This is a genomic window from Oerskovia sp. NPDC060287 (genome assembly GCF_042726775.1).
In the GTDB taxonomy this organism is placed as follows: Bacteria; Actinomycetota; Actinomycetes; order Actinomycetales; family Cellulomonadaceae; genus Oerskovia; species Oerskovia merdavium.
On record NZ_JBHXBO010000002.1, the window covers coordinates 1 to 16991 of the forward strand.

Annotated in this window: 18 protein-coding genes; 8 read left to right on the forward strand and 10 right to left on the reverse strand. The window is 74.3% G+C overall.

Annotated elements, in window-relative coordinates:
- Positions 1-112: 112 nt before the first annotated feature.
- Together ACFWFR_RS00190 and ACFWFR_RS00195 are read right to left on the reverse strand one after the other, a co-directional pair.
- The gene (locus ACFWFR_RS00190) at positions 113-412 is read right to left on the reverse strand and encodes a Dabb family protein (RefSeq protein WP_191801993.1); all 300 of its coding nucleotides are present in this window, start codon (positions 410-412) and stop codon (positions 113-115) included.
- Positions 413-494: 82 nt separating this feature from the next.
- Positions 495-1253 carry a type 1 glutamine amidotransferase gene (locus tag ACFWFR_RS00195; protein ID WP_318244409.1) on the reverse strand — a complete coding sequence of 253 codons (759 nt, stop codon included), beginning with the start codon at positions 1251-1253 and terminating at the stop codon, positions 495-497.
- Between the two features lie 389 nt (positions 1254-1642).
- On the opposite strand from ACFWFR_RS00195, the gene ACFWFR_RS00200 reads away from it, so the two are divergent.
- A complete protein-coding gene (locus ACFWFR_RS00200; RefSeq protein WP_191801997.1) occupies positions 1643-2251 on the forward strand; it encodes an NYN domain-containing protein in 609 nt (202 codons plus the stop codon).
- Between the two features lie 98 nt (positions 2252-2349).
- Here the strand turns inward: ACFWFR_RS00200 and ACFWFR_RS00205 are convergent, their stop codons facing one another.
- A complete protein-coding gene (locus ACFWFR_RS00205; RefSeq protein WP_377620370.1) occupies positions 2350-3555 on the reverse strand; it encodes a winged helix DNA-binding domain-containing protein in 1206 nt (401 codons plus the stop codon).
- 139 nt (positions 3556-3694) lie between these two features.
- Between ACFWFR_RS00205 and ACFWFR_RS00210 the strand changes: the two genes are divergently transcribed.
- The 5 genes from ACFWFR_RS00210 to ACFWFR_RS00230 all read left to right on the forward strand — a co-directional run bounded on the left by ACFWFR_RS00210 (position 3695) and on the right by ACFWFR_RS00230 (position 9201).
- A complete protein-coding gene (locus tag ACFWFR_RS00210; RefSeq protein ID WP_377620372.1) occupies positions 3695-4444 on the forward strand; it encodes a response regulator transcription factor in 750 nt (249 codons plus the stop codon).
- A gap of 329 nt (positions 4445-4773) precedes the next feature.
- Positions 4774-6246, forward strand: coding sequence for a HAMP domain-containing sensor histidine kinase (locus ACFWFR_RS00215; RefSeq protein ID WP_191802225.1), 1473 nt, complete (start codon positions 4774-4776; stop codon positions 6244-6246).
- Positions 6247-6308: 62 nt separating this feature from the next.
- Entirely contained in the window at positions 6309-7046 is a 738-nt protein-coding gene (locus ACFWFR_RS00220) for a hypothetical protein (protein ID WP_191802003.1), read from the forward strand.
- A 214-nt stretch (positions 7047-7260) separates the two neighbouring features.
- Positions 7261-7551 (forward strand): WXG100 family type VII secretion target, encoded by a 291-nt coding sequence (locus tag ACFWFR_RS00225; RefSeq protein WP_191802005.1) that lies wholly within the window; start codon positions 7261-7263, stop codon positions 7549-7551.
- Between the two features lie 42 nt (positions 7552-7593).
- Entirely contained in the window at positions 7594-9201 is a 1608-nt protein-coding gene (locus ACFWFR_RS00230; protein WP_377620374.1) for a PQQ-binding-like beta-propeller repeat protein, read from the forward strand.
- A gap of 2 nt (positions 9202-9203) precedes the next feature.
- On the opposite strand, the gene ACFWFR_RS00235 is transcribed toward ACFWFR_RS00230, so the two are convergent.
- Complete coding sequence (locus tag ACFWFR_RS00235; RefSeq protein ID WP_377620376.1) at positions 9204-9605, reverse strand: winged helix-turn-helix transcriptional regulator; 402 nt, start codon at positions 9603-9605, stop codon at positions 9204-9206.
- Between the two features lie 81 nt (positions 9606-9686).
- On the opposite strand from ACFWFR_RS00235, the gene ACFWFR_RS00240 reads away from it, so the two are divergent.
- Together ACFWFR_RS00240 and ACFWFR_RS00245 are read left to right on the forward strand one after the other, a co-directional pair.
- Positions 9687-10097, forward strand: coding sequence for a RidA family protein (locus tag ACFWFR_RS00240; RefSeq protein ID WP_377620378.1), 411 nt, complete (start codon positions 9687-9689; stop codon positions 10095-10097).
- 65 nt (positions 10098-10162) lie between these two features.
- Positions 10163-11065, forward strand: coding sequence for a 4'-phosphopantetheinyl transferase family protein (locus ACFWFR_RS00245; protein WP_377620380.1), 903 nt, complete (start codon positions 10163-10165; stop codon positions 11063-11065).
- A 2-nt stretch (positions 11066-11067) separates the two neighbouring features.
- Here ACFWFR_RS00245 and ACFWFR_RS00250 read toward each other — a convergent pair whose 3' ends face one another.
- From ACFWFR_RS00250 to ACFWFR_RS00275, 6 genes are all read right to left on the reverse strand, one after another.
- Entirely contained in the window at positions 11068-12234 is a 1167-nt protein-coding gene (locus tag ACFWFR_RS00250) for a FecCD family ABC transporter permease (protein ID WP_377620382.1), read from the reverse strand.
- Complete coding sequence (locus tag ACFWFR_RS00255; RefSeq protein ID WP_377620384.1) at positions 12231-13274, reverse strand: FecCD family ABC transporter permease; 1044 nt, start codon at positions 13272-13274, stop codon at positions 12231-12233. Before ACFWFR_RS00255 ends, ACFWFR_RS00250 begins: the two co-directional genes overlap by 4 nt.
- 77 nt (positions 13275-13351) lie before the next feature.
- Positions 13352-14377: a thioesterase II family protein gene (locus ACFWFR_RS00260; RefSeq protein WP_377620385.1), complete on the reverse strand. Its 1026-nt coding sequence runs from the start codon at positions 14375-14377 to the stop codon at positions 13352-13354.
- Complete coding sequence (locus ACFWFR_RS00265) at positions 14370-15350, reverse strand: siderophore-interacting protein (protein ID WP_377620387.1); 981 nt, start codon at positions 15348-15350, stop codon at positions 14370-14372. The genes ACFWFR_RS00260 and ACFWFR_RS00265 overlap by 8 nt, the downstream gene beginning before the upstream one ends.
- Positions 15347-16744 carry an MFS transporter gene (locus ACFWFR_RS00270; protein ID WP_377620388.1) on the reverse strand — a complete coding sequence of 466 codons (1398 nt, stop codon included), beginning with the start codon at positions 16742-16744 and terminating at the stop codon, positions 15347-15349. Before ACFWFR_RS00270 ends, ACFWFR_RS00265 begins: the two co-directional genes overlap by 4 nt.
- Positions 16741-16989: an MbtH family protein gene (locus ACFWFR_RS00275; RefSeq protein ID WP_377620390.1), complete on the reverse strand. Its 249-nt coding sequence runs from the start codon at positions 16987-16989 to the stop codon at positions 16741-16743. Before ACFWFR_RS00275 ends, ACFWFR_RS00270 begins: the two co-directional genes overlap by 4 nt.
- Between the last annotated feature and the right edge of the window lie 2 nt (positions 16990-16991).

Consider the following 16991-nt stretch of genomic DNA (forward strand, 5'->3'; position numbering starts at 1 on the left):
CCACGAGGTCACCGGCCGTCGCCGTGTCGTCGGAAGGGCGGTCGCAGGGGCCGGTCCAGCGTCCGCGCGCCTTCTCAGTGGTGCCCGCCGGAGAGCCCTCGGTCTCGGCGGGTCAGGCCGCAGGCAGCGGCTCGTAGTCGATCTCCAGGAAGTCCTCGACCTCGGGGACCCAGCGGTCGGCGACGAACGCCCGGTGGTCGGGGTGCTGGTCGTAGGCCGCGTACGCCGCAGCGTCCGCGAACTCCATGGAGAAGCCGAACGTGAAGTCGTTCTTGGCGCTGGTCTGACGGAGCTGCTCGAACCGCTCGACCCCCGGGATCGCCGCGAGGACGCGGGCGTCGGTCAGGAAGGCGGTCTCGGCGGCGGACCCCTCGGGGTGGCGCAGGCGGAAGGCGACGGTGTGACGGATCATTCCGACACCCTGCCACCGACCACCCGGTCAGCCCGGGCGGACACGCACACCTCGCCCCGTCGTCGCGGCGAGCCCGCGCGGTCTACGCCCGCACGCCTCGGCGAGCGACGTCGTCGTGCACGGCAGCGAGGAACGACTCCGCGAGGAGGCGGCCCGTCTCGAGGACCTCGCCCTCGAACGGTGCGGCGTCGGCCAGGATGTTGGTCGTGTCGACGTCGTCGTGCTGGTCGGCCCAGCCGCGGATCGTGGCGAGCGTCGCCTCGGGGTGGAACTGGACCCCCAGGGCCGAGCCGTGGCGGAACGCCTGGTAGGGGTACATGTCCGACATGCCGAGCCACGACGCGCCCTCGGGCAGGTCGATGATCGCGTCGGCGTGCATGCTGACCGTCAGCGAGCGTGCACGCTTGCCCGTGCCCGCCGCGGCACGTGCGATCGGCCCCAGGACGGGGTCGCCCTCGGCGCCCGCCTTCCAGAAGACGCGGGTCAGGCCCGCCTCGCGACCGGGAGGGGCCGCGACCTGCACGCTCCCGCCGCCCGCGACCGCGAGCAGCTGGGCACCGAGGCAGATCCCGAGCGTCGGGACGTCCGAGTACACGGCAGCGGCCAGCAGGTCGCGCAGCGCGGGGAGCCAGGGGGCGACGTCGTCGGCGTAGGCCGACATCTGCCCGCCCAGGACGACGAGACCGTCCCCCAGGTCGGTCGCGTCCGGCAGGGCGTCCCCGTCGAAGGGACGCACGAGGCGGACGTCGGGCCCGAGCCGGTCGGCGAAGGCGTCCAGGGTGACGTCCGGGGAGTTCTGGACGACCGTGATCCGGACCGGGTCGAGAAGCTGCTGGTTCACCGCTGAAAGGTACTCGCCCCCAGGGGGTCCGGTGCAAACCGTGCTCACGCCTCGACCCGATCCGTGTCGGGGACGGGGCAGGGGCGGGCGTGCGACCCCGGCTGTGGGGCACCGGGGTGGGGTGGGCCGGCGGCGCCGAACGGCCCCCAACAAGTGGGGGGCCGCACTCGCGGGGGGGGGGGGGGGGGGCCGGGGGGGGGGCCCCCGGGGGGGTCCCCCCGGTGTGGGGGGCCGCCGGGCCCAACTCACGCCCCAAACCCCCGGCCCCCACCGCACGCAAGGTCGTTCTCGGCGGCCACCGGCCACGACCGGAAGGCCGCCCACCCATCCACCAGCCGGCCACCCACCGCCCGTCCGACTCCTCGCGCCCCGCCGGATAGGCTGAGCCCATGTCGGACTTCAGCACGTCGAACGGCCTCGTCAGCACCCAGGGTGAGGCGCCGCGCCGCACCTACCTGATCGTCGACGGGGAGAACATCGACGCGACGCTCGGCATGAGCGTCCTGGGGCACCGCCCCAACCCCGAGGAGCGACCGCGCTGGGACCGCATCGTCGACTTCGCGGCCAACCTGTGGGCCCAGGACGTCACGCCGCTGTTCTTCCTGAACGCGTCGTCGGGTCAGATGCCCATGGCGTTCGTCCAGGCGCTGCTCGCGATGGGCTTCCGGCCCATCCCGCTGGCCGGGTCCAGCTCCGAGAAGGTCGTGGACATCGGTATCCAGCGCACGCTCGAGGCGCTCAAGGACCGCCAGGGTGACGTGCTCCTGGCGAGCCACGACGGCGACTTCATCCCGCAGGTCGAGGACCTGCTCGAGGACAGCGACCGCCGCGTCGGGCTCCTCTGCTTCCGTGAGTTCGTCAACTCGCGCTTCTCCGAGCTGGCCTCGCGCGGTCTGAGCTTCTACGACCTCGAGGACAACGTGGGGGCGTTCACGACGATCCTGCCGCGCGTCCGGATCATCCCGCTCGAGGAGTTCGACCCGCTGCGCTACCTCTGAGTCCACCGAGGGGCGGGGCCGCGCAGCACGCGCGACCCCGCCCTCCGTGCTCTGCGCAGCCCGCCCGATCACGCCGCCCCGGGGCAGCGCGTGCGGGCTCAGCCCCGCAGCTCGCGATACAGGGGTGTGGGGAACGACGCGGTCACGCCTCCACCGCCCAGCAGCGACCCGATCCGCGCGGCCTCGGCCTCGACGGCTGCGGCACCGTCGGTCCCGATGTCCTCGAGCAGCCGGGACACGACCTCCCCGTCGGGCCGCACGGCCCACGCCCCCACGATGCGCCCTTCCCACCAGACGGTCGCGCCGATGTTGCCCGCCGAGTCGAAGAGCTGCTCGCGGTGCGGACCGAGGTACCAGTCGCGGTGCTTCCAGCCCATCGCGGTGGGGTCGAGCGAGGGCAGCAGGGCGACGTGCCCGGCAGCGGACCCGAGCCCCGGAGCCGACGGCAGCACGGTCGAGCCGAGCACCACCCCCGCACCGAGCCCCTCGAGCTCGACCTCCCGGACGTCGAGCGCCGCGAGGGCTGCCCGCGTCTGCCCCAGGTTCCACCCGGTCCACCACTGGAGGTCGGCCAGGGTCGCGGGCCCGAACGCCTCGAGCCAGGCCTGTGCGAGCCGCACGCGCGCCTCGGCCTCGTCGAGCTCCGGGATACCGCCGGGCAACCAGTCCTCGACGGGCCGCCACAGGAAACGGTTGGACGCCCAGCCACCGGTCGGCTCGCCGCGCACGATCCGCCCCTCGGCCGACAGCAGCGACAGCAGCGGAGAGGTGAGCGAGCGCCGCACGTCCCAGGACTTGGTCGTGGTGGGCAGGAACGCGGTCCGCAGCACGGGGGCCCGTGCCGAGAGCTGTGCCCCGGTCAGCGGCCCGTGCTGGGCCAGCGCGTCGTGGACCTGCTCCTCGGCGGCCGCGAGGAAGGTCTCGGCGTCCTCGACGGGCGGGTCCGTGGGGAGGGTCGCGAGCTCCTTCAGGAGGCGGGCTCGCAGCCGGCGCCCGACGGCGGCGCTCGCCCCCGCGTGGACGACCGGCACCATGTCGCGCGCCACGACGAACAGGGTGCGGCGCATGGCCAGGACGCGCACGAGGGTGCGCCGGTCGTACATCGCGGCCGCCACGTCCTCGATGCGCAGCTCGGGCACGCGCGCGAGGACCGAGAGGTAGACGCTGGGCGCGTCGGTCGCGTGGAGGGCGACGAGCCGGTCGACGACGCCCTCGACCGTGCTCTCCGGGGCGGGACCGCCCGCCCCGAGGTCGAGCTGGTGCGCGACGAGCCGCGCCCTCCTCTGGTCGTCGCTGATCCGCATGCCTGCATCCTTCCGTCTCGACCGGCTGCTGTCAGTGCCTGGGCGCCTCCGGCCCCCATGCTCCGGCACACCACCCACAGCCCCTCGGCGCACCGTTCGCGCCCAGGCGACTCCCAGGGTTCGGTCGCACACTGGAACCATGAGCGAACCCGAGGCGCGGCTGGTCGTCGTCGACGACGAGCCCAACATCCGTGAGCTGCTGTCCACTTCCTTGCGTTTCGCCGGGTTCGAGGTGTTCGCCGCGGCGGACGGCACGAGCGCGCTCAAGCTCGTGCGCGACGTCGAGCCGGACCTCGTGGTCCTGGACGTCATGCTCCCCGACATGGACGGCTTCACCGTGACCCGGCGCATGCGCGCCACGGGGCAGCACACGCCCGTGCTGTTCCTCACGGCGCGCGACGACACGCAGGACAAGGTCACGGGCCTCACGGTCGGCGGCGACGACTACGTGACCAAGCCCTTCAGCCTCGAGGAGGTCGTGGCCCGCATCCGTGCGGTGCTGCGCCGCACGCACGCCGAGCCCGAGGACACCGCGGTGCTGCGCTTCGCCGACCTCGAGCTCGACGAGGACTCGCACGAGGTGCGTCGCGCTGGTCAGGTCGTGGACCTGTCGCCGACCGAGTTCAAGCTGCTGCGCTACCTCATGCTCAACGCGGGCCGCGTGCTCTCGAAGTCGCAGATCCTCGACCACGTCTGGCAGTACGACTGGGGCGGCGACGCGAACATCGTCGAGTCCTACATCTCGTACCTGCGTCGCAAGATCGACAACCTCACGGTGACCGGTCCTGACGGCACCGAGGAGCCCGTGCAGCCACTCATCCACACCAAGCGTGGCGTGGGCTACCTGCTGCGCACGCCCCCGGAGTCCGGGAGCACCCGCAGGTCATGAGCACGCCTTCGTCCGGCCGCCCGGCCGGGGCATCCGGGGGCGCGCTGCCCCCGGTCCCGCCGCCTCCGCCGTCCCGGTCGTCCGGCCCGACGACGTCACGCCCCTCCTCGACGCCCCGCACCCAGGGTGCGGCGCGTCCTGGGAGGAGGGCGGCGCCGTCGGGCGGCGATCCCGGCTCCGGCAGCGGCGGCTCCGGCGGTGCTGACCGCGCGAGCGGTCCCCCCAGCGCCGGCGGCCACGGCCCCGACGCGCCACCCGTCCCCTCGCCCGACGAGCCCCGCCCCTACGGTCGCCCCGTCCCCACCGAGAACTGGGGCTGGTTCGCCCGGGTGCCCCTGCGGGCACGTCTCGTCGCGATCATCGCGCTGCTGCTCGCCGCGGGCCTGGGCATCACGGCCCTCGCGACGACGACCGTGGTCGCGCAGTACCTCGTGGGGCAGGTCGACCAGCAGCTCGACCTCACCGCCTCCGCGGTCGCCGACGAGACGTTCCGAGGCAACGAGTCGAGGTCCACGCTGCCCAGCGAGTACTACGTCCTGATCCGCTGGAACAACGGCGCCGAGACGCCCAACTACTGGGACCCGGTCGTCGAGCGCTCGGGCACGCCGCAGATCCCGACGTTCATGGCCCAGGAGGTGGCGACGCGCACGGGCACGCCGTTCACGGTCTCGTCGGTCGGCGGGACCAAGCCGGCCGAGTGGCGCGTCGTGCCCTACCCGGTCATCAGCAAGCTCACGGGCGAGACCGTCGGCACCGCCTACGTCGCGCTCCCGCTCAGCGGCATCCACGAGACCGTCAAGGTGCTCGGCAGGACGCTCGCGGTCAGCGCCCTGGGGATCGCGCTGATCGGTGGCGCGGTCGCCTACCTCGCGGTCCAGCGGGCGCTGCGCCCGCTGCGCGAGATCGAGGAGACCGCGGCCGACATCGCGGGCGGCGACCTGACCCGACGCATCCGCCCCGCCCCGCCGAGCACCGAGGTCGGCTCGCTCGCGGCCTCGCTCAACACCATGCTCAACCACATCGAACGGGCGTTCGCAGCCTCGGAGGCGTCCGAGGCCCGCATGCGACGCTTCGTCTCGGACGCGAGCCACGAGCTGCGCACCCCGCTCGCGACCGTGCGCGGCTACGGCGAGCTGTACCGGATGGGGGCACTGACGACTCCTGAGCAGATGGACGACACCATGCGGCGCATCGAGGACTCCGCGACGCGCATGGGCACGCTCGTCAACGACCTGCTCGCGCTCGCCCGCCTCGACGAGGGACGTCCCATCCGCCACGAGCCCGTGAACCTCGCGGCCCTCGCCCGGGACTCGGCGGGCGACCTGCACGCCCTGGACCCGACCCGTCCGGTGCGTGTCGTCGGCCTGGGCGGGGGCGCGGCCGACGCGCCGTCCGAGCTCACCGTGATCGGGGACGAGGACCGGCTGCGGCAGGTGCTCGCCAACCTCATCGGCAACGTCTCCCAGCACACCCCCGCAGGTACCCCGGTCGAGATCGCGCTCGGGACCGGCGCGCCCCAGGAGGGCGGCGGGGCGGACGTCGCGGTGCTCGAGGTCCGCGACCACGGGCCGGGCATCACGCCCGAGCAGGCGGCCCACGTGTTCGAGCGGTTCTACCGCGCCGACTCGTCGCGCAACCGCGCCTCGGGAGGCTCGGGACTCGGGATGGCGATCGTCGCCGCGATCGTCGGGGCGCACCAGGGACACATCTCGGTGGCCCCCACGCAGGGCGGTGGCCTCACGGTTCATGTGGAACTCCCGACACGACGCTACGATGACGGGTCGTCGCCCGATCGGACGTAGGCTCGAGATGAACCTGTGGACCGACGGCGCACCCCGTTCCCGCATCGAAGAAGGCTGATCTCATGGGCGTCACCACCTCTGACGCACCGCAGTGGTTGCTCACCTCCTGGACCCGTAGCTGCCGAGGCGCCGGGGCGACCGCCCCCGACGACGAGATCCGCGCCGTGGGCGACGGTCTCCTCGAGCGCTGGAGCCAGCCGGACCGTCACTTCCACAACGTGCGGCACCTCGCCGACGTCCTCGGCCGGGTCGACGAGCTCGCGCAGGAGACGCACGACGCCGACGTGGTCCGCCTCGCCGCCTGGTACCACGGCGCGATCTTCGACGCGGCCCGCAAGGCCGCGTACGCCAACAAGGGCGGAGAGGACGAGACCGCGAGCGCCGCGCTCGCGTTCGACCAGCTCTCCTCGCTGGGCGTGCCGGAGAAGGCGTGCCGGCGGGTCGCGTTCCTCGTGAACGCGCTCGTGCGACATGCCCCCGACCCCGCGGACTTCGACTGCGCGGTGCTGTGCGACGCGGACCTCGCGATGCTCGCGGGCGAGCCGCAGCGGTACAAGGAGTACCTCAAGGACGTGCGCGACGAGTACGCGCACATCCCGCTCCCGGACTACCTGCGGGCGCGCATCGCGATCATCACCAAGCTGCTCGACCGGCGCACCCTCTTCTCGAGCCCCATGGGCGCCGCGTGGGAGGAGCCGGCACGGCAGAACCTGGACGCCGAGCTCCAGCGCCTGCGCAAGGAGCAGGCCAAGCTGCAGGCGTCGGCGCCGCCGGCGCTCGTCGCACCTTCTCCCTCCTGAGCAGCTCCTCCTCGCGTGCCGCCACCCCGCGGTGCCGTCCCCGTGGGACGGGCCGTGCACGGCCTCGCCTCGTGAGGCCCTGTCCACAGGCGCCGGGTCGCTCCCTGCCCGACGACGTCGCTCCCCTCTAGCGTCCTGCTCACCCGGTCGCGCACTCCGTGCCGGGTCGGGGCGCCGACCGGTGCCCCCGCGGACGCTGGAGAGGCAGGACGTCATGAGCAGGTACGAGGTCGACAGTGCACGGGTCGCGCAGGCGAGCACCGCGGTCGGAGGCTCCGTCACGGCCATCCGCACCGAGGTCGGAGCGATGCTGCGTCATCTCCAGGACCTCCAGGCGAGCTGGCAGGGCGGCGCGGCGACCGCGTTCGCCGGGGTCATGACCGAGTGGCAGGGGGCTCAGGTGCACGTCGAGACAGCGCTGGACTCGATCACCGCAGCCCTGGGATCGGCCGCTCAGACGTACGCTGACGCGGAGGCCCAGGCGTCGAGGCTGTTCCTGCGCTGACCCCGCAGGACCGGGCTCCCGGGGGCCGCTAGGCTCCCCTCCATGCCGCGCCGCCGCCAGTCCGCCGACTCCCGTGCCGTGTCGTTCGAGGTCGTCGAGGACCTGGACGACGAGCTCGTGCCCCCGGGAGCCTCGGCGGAGGCAGCGGCGGTCGACGGCTCCCCTCCGGCCGGGGACGTCGGCAACGGTGCTGGTGAGGGTGCTGACGTCGCCCCGAGGCGCCTCGGTGAGCCGGCCTCCGGGGTCGGGGACGCGCCGTCGGGCGGGCGGGCGATCCGCTGGAAGCCGTGGACGGCCGCAGCCGGCGTCCTGGCCCTCGTGGTCTGCGGGCTCGCGATCGGCGGGGAGATCGAGGAGCGACGCACCGCGTCGCGGCTCGTCGCGAGCGAGGGCGGCGTGCTGCCCTTCACCGGACCACCGCGCGAGCTGTGGTCGCTCGACCTGAGCGACCGCGTCTGGATGCCGTCCGGGGGCCTGCTCCTGGGCCAGGTCGGCGTCGAGGGCCTCACGGCCGTCGACGTCCTGTCCGGGAACGAGGTGTGGCAGGCGGTGGTCGGACCGAACGCGATCTGCGGCCGGTCCGGCACGTGGCAGACCTTCGTCCAGGAGGCCGGTCCTCTGCTGTGCCTGTCGGGCACCGCGGACGCCATGGTCGTCTCGGTCCTGGGTCCGGAGGGTCAGGTCACGGCGAGCCGGGACCTCGGGCCGGTCGACGAGGGGTCGAGCTACGCCGTCGGGCCGGGAGCCACGGTCGTCCACGTGCGTCGTGACGGGCCCGTCGGGCCGCCTGTCGGGCCGCGCGAGATCTACGACGAGAACGGAGACCCGACCCTCGTCGACGTCCCCGGGGGCCGTGGCGTCGTCGTGACCCTGCAGGACGCGGTCTCGGGGGACGTGCTGTGGGAGAACCGGGTGCCGTTCGTCGCGCCGGACGAGGCCTGGAAGTGCCAGGTCTTCAGCGACACGCCCGAGGCCGAGCTCGAGCTCGACAAGGTGAGCTCCCGGACGACGGGCTACGTCGTCTCGGTCGACGGGTGCGGGATCAACGCGGCGTTCGACGCCGACGGGACCCGTCTCGACGACGTGACCTCGCACGACGACCAGGTCGAGCCCCTGACCGCGACGACCGTGAACCGGTTCGACTGGACGACCCAGCACACGACCGTGCTCGACCGCACGGGTACCTCGCTGTGGGACGTCACCGGACCGGTCCTGCGCCCGACCGCGACCGACGGGACGGGCGAGGACGTCGTCGTCGTCGACACCCTGAGCGGGCTGGCGGCGTTCCGCCCCGACGGCACCGAGCTCTGGGACGCCTCGACGTACGCGAGCACGCTGTTCGTGCACACGAGCGCCGTCATGGTCGTCGACGACGGAGCGAACGGTCTGACCGCGATCGACCCGGCGACGGGCCGCACGCTGTGGACCGTGCCCGGTGAGGACTCGGTCTACCCGTTCGGGGCCGCGACCGACGGGTCCCAGGCCGTCGTCCTCGCCCACGACGCCGGTGGCTCGGCCCGCGCGGTCGGTTACGACCTCACCACGGGCGAGGTGCTGTGGTCCGGCGCGAGCACCGAGAGCATGGGCCTGGTCGGCTACCACGGTGCGCTCCTCGAGCTCAGCGAGAACCGCGTGAGCCGGGTGGGGTGAACCTACCTGCCGAGGCGGCCCAGGTCGTGCTCGGCCTCGTCGTCGAACCGGTCACGAGCACGGTCGACGTCTGCCCCGTGCGTCGCGATCCACTCCAGGAGTGCGTCGATCGGCGTGCGGAGCGTCTTGCCCAGGGGCGAGATGCGGTACTCGACGGCCACCGGCCGGGAGCGGACCACGGACCGCTCGACGATCCCGTTGCGTTCGAGGCGGCGCAGGGTGGCCGTGAGGGACTTCTGCGTCACGGCAGGTATCGCACGGCGCAGCTCGTTGAAACGAGCGGGTCGTTCACAGAGCTCGTCGAGGATGTGGACCGACCACTTGTCCAGCACCTGGTCGAGCAGCTCCCTGTGCGACGCGGTGATCTCCAGAGGGTGGGCGGCAGGGCGAGAGGTTTCCGTCACGACACCTAGTCTCGTTGAAGTGTCCTTCGGAAACCAGGTATCACTGGGGTACTCATCCTGACCTCGACCAAGGGACCCACCATGACCGTCCATCTCTTCTCTCCCGCCAGCATGGTCGGGCCCACGCCCTACCATCACGTCGCGATCGGTACGGGCACCCGCCAGGTGCACGTCGCCGGCCAGGTCGCCGCGGGCCTCGACGGGCGCCCGGTCGACCCGGACGATCTCGCCGGGCAGGTCGCACAGGCACTCGTGAGCACCGCGAGCGGGCTCGAGGCAGCGGGGGCGACGTTCCAGGACGTCGTCCGACTCACGTTCTACGTCGCGCGGTGGACGCCCGACAAGATGGGTGAGTTCCTGGCCGGCATCGAGACCGTCGCCGCCCGCCTCCAGATCCCGCAGCCCATGCCCCCCTCCTCGCTCATCGGTGTCGAGTCCCTGTTCGAGCCTCATGTCCTCGTCGAGGTCGAGGCGACCGCAGTGCTCGACTGAAGCGCACGGGAACCCCGCCTCGCCGGTCCCTGCCGGGGGACGTCCCGACCTCCTAGAGTGTCGCCGTGCCCACTCCCCTCCTGACCGCGGCCGTCACCGTCTGGTGCGCGGTTCCCGACGCGACGGACGCACGGGCGACGGCGTGGCTCTCTCCCGACGAGGCACTGAGGGCCTCGGCCTTCCGGCACGAGGAGGACCGTCAGCGGTTCGTCACGGGCCGGGCACTGGTCCGGGCCGCGCTGGGCGAACGCCTGGGCGTCCCGCCGACCGAGGTCGCGATCCGGCTCGGCCCGCGGGACGCCGCGGCCCCTGGCAGGCCGTTCGTCGAGGGGGCGCCGTCGTTCTCGATCGCCCACGCGGGCCGCTGGGTGCTGGTCGCGGTCGTCGGGACGGTGACCGGTTCCCGAGGCGTCGCGGGCGACGCCGCGAGCGACGGCGGCCCGGACCTCGCAGCAGGTGTGGACGTCGGCGTGGACGTCGAGTCCACGGCCCCGGCCCGGGACCACCTCACCGACCTCCTCGACGCGGTGCCCCCGGGCGAGCGCCCGGCCGACGGCTGGGACGCCGAGTCGTTCACCCGGTCGTGGACGCGGCGCGAGGCCGTGCTCAAGGCGGTGGGCACGGGTCTGCTCGCCCCGCGCGACGACCTGCTCCTGGCCCCCGCAGACAGCATCGCGGCCGTCGTGTGCAGCAGGGGCGTGCTCCCCGCTCCTGATCGGCTCGCGCTGCGGGACCTGACGCTCCCCTCGGTGCCGCCGGACGCCTGGCCGACGCCGAGAGCGGGCGAGAGCGTGACCCTCGGCGGCCAGCCCGGTCACCCTCGGCGGCCGGTCTCGTCCCCCTCGCTGGACGAGACCTACCTCGGCGCGGTCGCGCTCTGCACCCCCCGGGGCCCCGTCGCGTTCTCGACCGTCGACCTCGCCGACGGCCGTGCCCTGCTCTCCCGGCACAGGCTCGGCACGCCCTGACGTCAGCGCACCTCCCGGCTCTCGCGCAGCAGCAGCCACAGCAGGAACGGCGCACCGACCGCCGACGTGACGACCCCGACCGGGAGGTCCACGGGCAACGAGCGGGCACCCAGGTCCGCGGCCAGGACCACGCCCGCGCCCACGAGCCCCGCACCGAGCGGCGGCGGCCCCTGGGTCACGAGCGCCCGCCACGCGATCTGCGGCGCGACGAACGCGACGAACGGGATGGGCCCCGCGGCGGCGGTCGCCGCGGCGGCGAGGACCACGGCGAGCCCGATCTGCAGCAGCTGCGCCGACGACCGTCGCACCCCCAGCCCCACGATCACGCGCGAGTCGAACCGCAGGATCGCGAGCCACCGCGACGACAGCGCACTGACCACGACCGTCACCCCGACCACGGCCGCGACAGGACCGACGATCGCGAAGCTCGCCCGGTTGAGGCTGCCCGTCATCCAGATGAGGGCCGCGTTGAGGTCCGGCAGCTCGGCGCGGACCAGCAGCCACGACGTGATCGCGGACGCCCCGGCGTTGACGCCCAGGCCGACGAGCACCAGGCGGTACCCCTCGATCCCCCCTCGCCACGCGAGCACGCACACGAGCGCGGTCGCGAGCAGCCCACCCGTGACCGCGACGACCGGCAGCCCCGCCGAGACCAGGAAGCCGCCGACCACACCGGTCCCCGTCCCCGCCAGGACGATCGCCGCGACCGCGGCGGCCGTCGCTCCGGCCGTGACCCCCAGGATGTCGGGGCTCGCGAGCGGGTTGCGCGCGACCGACTGCGTGATGGCCCCCGCCGCCCCCAGCGCGAACCCCACGACGAGCGCGGTCACGGCCCGCGGCGCCCGCAGACCCAGCACGACGAACCGGTCGGCGGGGTCACCCGTCCCCAGCAGGGTCCTGACCACGTCTCCCGCGGGCAGGACGTACTCGCCCACCATGATCGAGGCGACGAGGAGGGCGAGGACCAGGGCGACGAGGACGGCTGCGACCAGGACCTGGCGTCGGCTGCCCGGGTGCCGGTGGAGCGGTGCGAAGGCTCGGCCGAGCCGCCCGGTCCGTGAGGCGCGCCCGGTGAACCGTGAGCGCCCCGCTGAGTTGTCAGAGCTGGGCCGGTGGATACCCCGGTGCAGTTCTGACAACTCAGCGGTCGGCGGGTGCTTCGAGGTCATGAGCGATCTCCCAGGTACCCGCGGGCGAGGACGACGAACAGCGGCGCCCCGACCAGCGCGATGACGATGCCGACCTGGATCTCCGAGGTGGCGGGGGCCAGCCGACCGACGACGTCGGCGCCCAGGACCAGGACCGCCCCGCACAGTCCGGCGACCGGGATGCGCCACGCCGGGCCGCCGAGGCCCAGCCGCGTCGCGGCGTGCGTCGCGGCGAGGCCCACGAACGCGATCGACCCGCACGCCGCGGTCGCCGCCCCGGCGAGCAGCGTGACCGCGAGCAGCCCGACCAGGCGGTCGCGCACGACGTGCCGTCCGAGCGAGACCCCGAGCTGGTCACCGAGCTCGAGGGCTCCGAGCGTCGGGGCGTTGACGACCGCGAGAAGCAGCCCGAGCAGCAGGAAGGGAGCGACGGTCCAGATGACCTCGGGCCCCCGGCCCACGAGCGAGCCGATGCTCCAGAACCGGAAGACGTCCATGGTCGTGCGGTCGAGCAGCAGCACCCCGGACGTGATCGACGCGAGCAGCGCCGTGACGATCGAGCCCGTGAGGACGAGGGTGACGCCCGGCGCGAGCACGCGGATGCGCTGCGAGAGGACCACGACGATACCCCCGGCGCACAGCGCCCCCACGAGCGCGAAGCCCACGGCCCCCGACGGGCTCGTGACCCCCAGGACGTGGATCGCGAGCACCACGGCGCACGCGGCCCCCGACGTCACGCCCAGCAGCCCGGGGTCGGCCAGCGGGTTGCGCGTGTGCGCCTGCGTGAGCGCGCCCGCCACGCCGAGCGCGATCCCGACGAGCAGCCCCAGGACCGTGCGCGGCACGCGCATGTCCCACACGATCGCGGACGCCTCGGTCGTCCCGGGCTCGCGCAGCACCGCGAGGACGTCGGGCCACGGTACGGGTTGCGAGCCGAGCGCCACGCTCGCGACGACCGCGGTCGCCAGGGCGAGCACGAGCGCGACCCCCACGAGCAGCGCGCGCGGCGAGGGCCGCGAGCCACGACGGGGGGTCGGGGGCGTCACCAGCACAGCAGGCACAGCGCGCGCACCTCGGCCCGTCACCAGCGTGCCCTCACCGCTCTCACCGTCCTCGCCGACCACGCCACCCCCGCCGCTCACGAGCCCGCCCCCGCGCTCACGGCCGGCTCGCGCAGGTCGGCCGCGACGGCCTCGCGCGACCACACCCACCGGTCCTCGGCGGTCGGGCCCGCGACGTCGGCGGCGTAGGTGCCCGCGACGACCGCGGTCAGCGCGACGCGCAGGGCCTCGAGCACCTCCTCGGGCCTCTCCCCGACGAAGAAGTGACCGCCCTCGACGACCCGCCGTCGGGCCCCTGCGCGGGCGCGCGCGGTCCAGGGCGCGACGGACGCGGGCGGGGACGCGACGTCGTCGGACCCCGCGAGCACGAGCAGCGGGACCATGACGTCGGCGCCCTGCCCGGACGCAGCCGCGAGCGAGTCGTGGACCGCGAGGTCCGCGCGCAGGACGCGCGCGTGCAGCGCGAAGAACTCGTCGTCGGCGAGCAGGGCGGGCGGGGTGCCGCCCAGCGCGGTGATCCACGCGCGCAGTGCGGCGTCGTCGCGCGCGGCCGGACCGGGCCCGACGGCGTCGCTCCCCTCCCCCGCATCTCCTGCGGTCCCGGGACGGTCCGCACGCGCCGCGCGACCCGAGACGACGAGCAGGTCAGGGGCCGTCCCCGGGCCGAGGCCCGCGGCGATCCGGACCCCGACCGACGCGCCGAGGCTGTGGCCCATCAGGACCGTGGGCACGTCGTCGGCCAGGAGCCCGCGCACCGGGGCGGACACGTCCGCGAGCAGCTCGGTCATGGTCCGGGCGAGCGGCTCGCCGAAGCGGGTCTCGCGGCCCGGGTACTGGACGGCCACGACCTCAGGCGCGGTCGCGAACGGCCCGGTCCGGGCCGGGACGGCAGCACCAGCCCCGTCCGTGGCACCGGCCGCGCCCGCTGCGTCCGCGCCACCCGCGCCACCCAAGGCGCCCGGAGCACCCGATGCCCCCACGAACCGCCGGTAGTAGCTCGCCGCGCCGCCCGCGTGCGGGCACACCACGACGCGCCACGTCGCCCCGGCCGGTGAGGCCAGGACGCGCAGCGCGGGGTGACGTGGGCGGGGGCCGTCAGTCACCCGACGGTCCCGGCGCGGGCACGGGCGCGGGCAACCCGGCGACCGTGGTGCTCCCGGTGGGTAGGGCGACGTCCGGAACCACGGCCTCGTCCACCGCGCCCGCCTCCTCGGGCGCCTCGGTGTCGTCGTCGTGGTGGTCGTGGTCCGAGACACCCTTGCGCCAGTACCCGTCGACGTCGAAGTTGTCACGCCCCAGCCCCACCTCGTCCTTGAGGTAGCGGCGCAGCGGCTTGATCGACAGCGACTCGCCCGCGACCCACACGAACCCCTCGCCCGCGGGCAGGTCGGTGCCGCGTACCGCGTCGGCGAGCAGCGACGTGGTCCCCGGCGTCCGGTCCTCCCGGAAGAGCCAGGTCACGTCGACGCTCGCGGCCGACGCGAGCGGCAGCACGTCGCCCTCGTCCTGGACCTCGACGAAGACCGTCACGGGCACGTCCGCGCGCAGCCGCTCGAGCCAGCGGGCCGCCGCGGGCAGGGCCGTCTCGTCGACAGCGAAGACGTACCAGTCGAACACGTCGTTGACGAGGAACGAGCCGCGTGGCCCGAGCACACCGACGAGGTCCCCGACCTGCGCCCGGCCCGCCCAACGACCCGCGACGCCGTGCTCGTGGAGCACGAGGTCGATGTCGAGCGTGCGGGCCTCGCGGTCGAAGTACCGCACCGTGTAGTCGCGGCTCGTGAGGTGGCGGCCGCCGACCCAGCGGTCGTCGACCACCTCGGGCATCTCCGGCGTGCCGCCCGGCTCGGTCGGCAGGAAGAGCTTGACGTGGTCCTCGGGGGCCACGGTCACGAAGTCCGCGAGGTCCTCGCCCGTGAGCCGGACCCGGACCATGCGCGCGGCGATCCGCTCGACGGCCGAGACCGTCAGCAGGCGCGGGCGCAGCGGGTGCGTCAGGAGCGTGACCTGCTCGACGGCGCCGGGCTCTGCGGGCTGGTCGCCCGCGACGACGAGGTTGCTCGTGGTGCTGGTCATGCGTTCTCTCCTCGGGTGGTGCCGACGCTCGCGTCGACGGGCTGGTGGGAAGGGTCCTGGGTGGCGCGGGCCGCGCCGTCGGGCTCGGGCTCGGTGACGGCGCGGCGCAGCCCGGGGACCAGCAGGGCGACGAGGCCCGTCGCGACGGCCGCGAGCGCCCCGCCGAGAGCCACCGCGCCGCCCGCCCCGAGGGCCCGGGCGATCAGGGTCAGGAGCGGTCCGCCGAGCGCGTCGCCCGCGGTGCCCTGCGCGGTCCACAGCGCGCTCACGCGGCCGCGCAGGTGGTCGGGCGTGCGCTCGTAGAGCAGCGTGAACCGCAGGATCTCGCCCAGGACGTCACCCGCTCCGACCAGTGTCATGGCCACGACGGCGAGCACGACCGACTGGGACAGGCCCAGCATCGCGACGCCCGCGCCCGAGGCCGCGAACACGATCAGGAGCAGGCGCCCGGTGCGCCGGACGCGCCCCGTCCACCCGCTCGTGAGGGTCGCGACGAGCGCCCCGACGGCCGGGGCGCTGAACAGCAGCCCGACGACCTCGGGGCCGGCGTGGAGCTGCTTGTCGACGAGCTCGGGGATCAGGACGTGGGGCGAGGCGAACAGGATCTGGACGAAGCCCAGCAGGATGATGCCGCCGACCACGCGGTCGGTCGCGACGAAGCGCAGCCCCTCGACCATGTCGTCCCACGGGCGCGGGCGGCGCGCGGGACCGGGCACCGGCGCCTCGCCGTCGGGCACGGGCTGGTCGGCCTCCGCATCCTCGGCCCCACCCTCCCCGCCCGGCGGCAGCGAGGGCAGACGGACCAGGAAGCCCAGGCTCACGACGCTCGCCACGACGACGGCGCCGAAGACCAGGCTCGATCCGCCGTGCGCGATCGCGACTCCCGCCACGAGCGGAGCGACCACAGCGCCCAGGTCGAGCGAGATCGCCTGGAGCGCCGCGACCGCAGGGAGCTGGGAGCGCTGCACGAGCGAGGGCACGGCCGCCGCGAGCGCGACCACGCTGAACCCGCCCGCGAGCCCGTCCCACGCCGCGATCGCGTAGATCGCGGGCACCGAGGGCGACTCGGCAAGCGAGTTCACGAGCAGCGCGACGAAGCCCAGGACCGCGGCCGAGCGCGACCACAGGATCACGCGCCGCCGGTCGGTGCGGTCCGCGACGACCCCCGCGACGAGGGTGCCCGCGAACGCCGTGACGCCCAGCGTCGTGTTGACGCCCGCGACGTGCAGCGACGAACCGGTCAGGGCGTAGACCTGCACGGGCAGCGCGACGACGAGCATGCCGAGACCGAGCAGCGACACGATCCGACCCGCGAAGAGCAGGCGGAAGCTGCGGCTCGCACGCAGCGGCGTGAGGTCCAGCGCGAGCGCCGAGAGCAGTCCTGGGGCGCTCACGTCGCGGTCGTGGGCGAGGCCGGGGAGCCGGTGGCCGTGGCGCCGTCGAGCACGCGGCGCAGGCTCGCCGGCCGAAGGTCCGTCCAGTGCGCGTCGACGTAGGCGAGCGCGACCGCGCGCGGCGAGGCGCCCAGGACCACGTCCCAGCCCGGCGGGACGGCCGCGAACTCGGGCCACAGCGAGTGCTGCTGCTCGTCGTTGACGAGCACCAGGAAGGTGCCCTCGGAGTCGTCGAAGGGGTTCATGG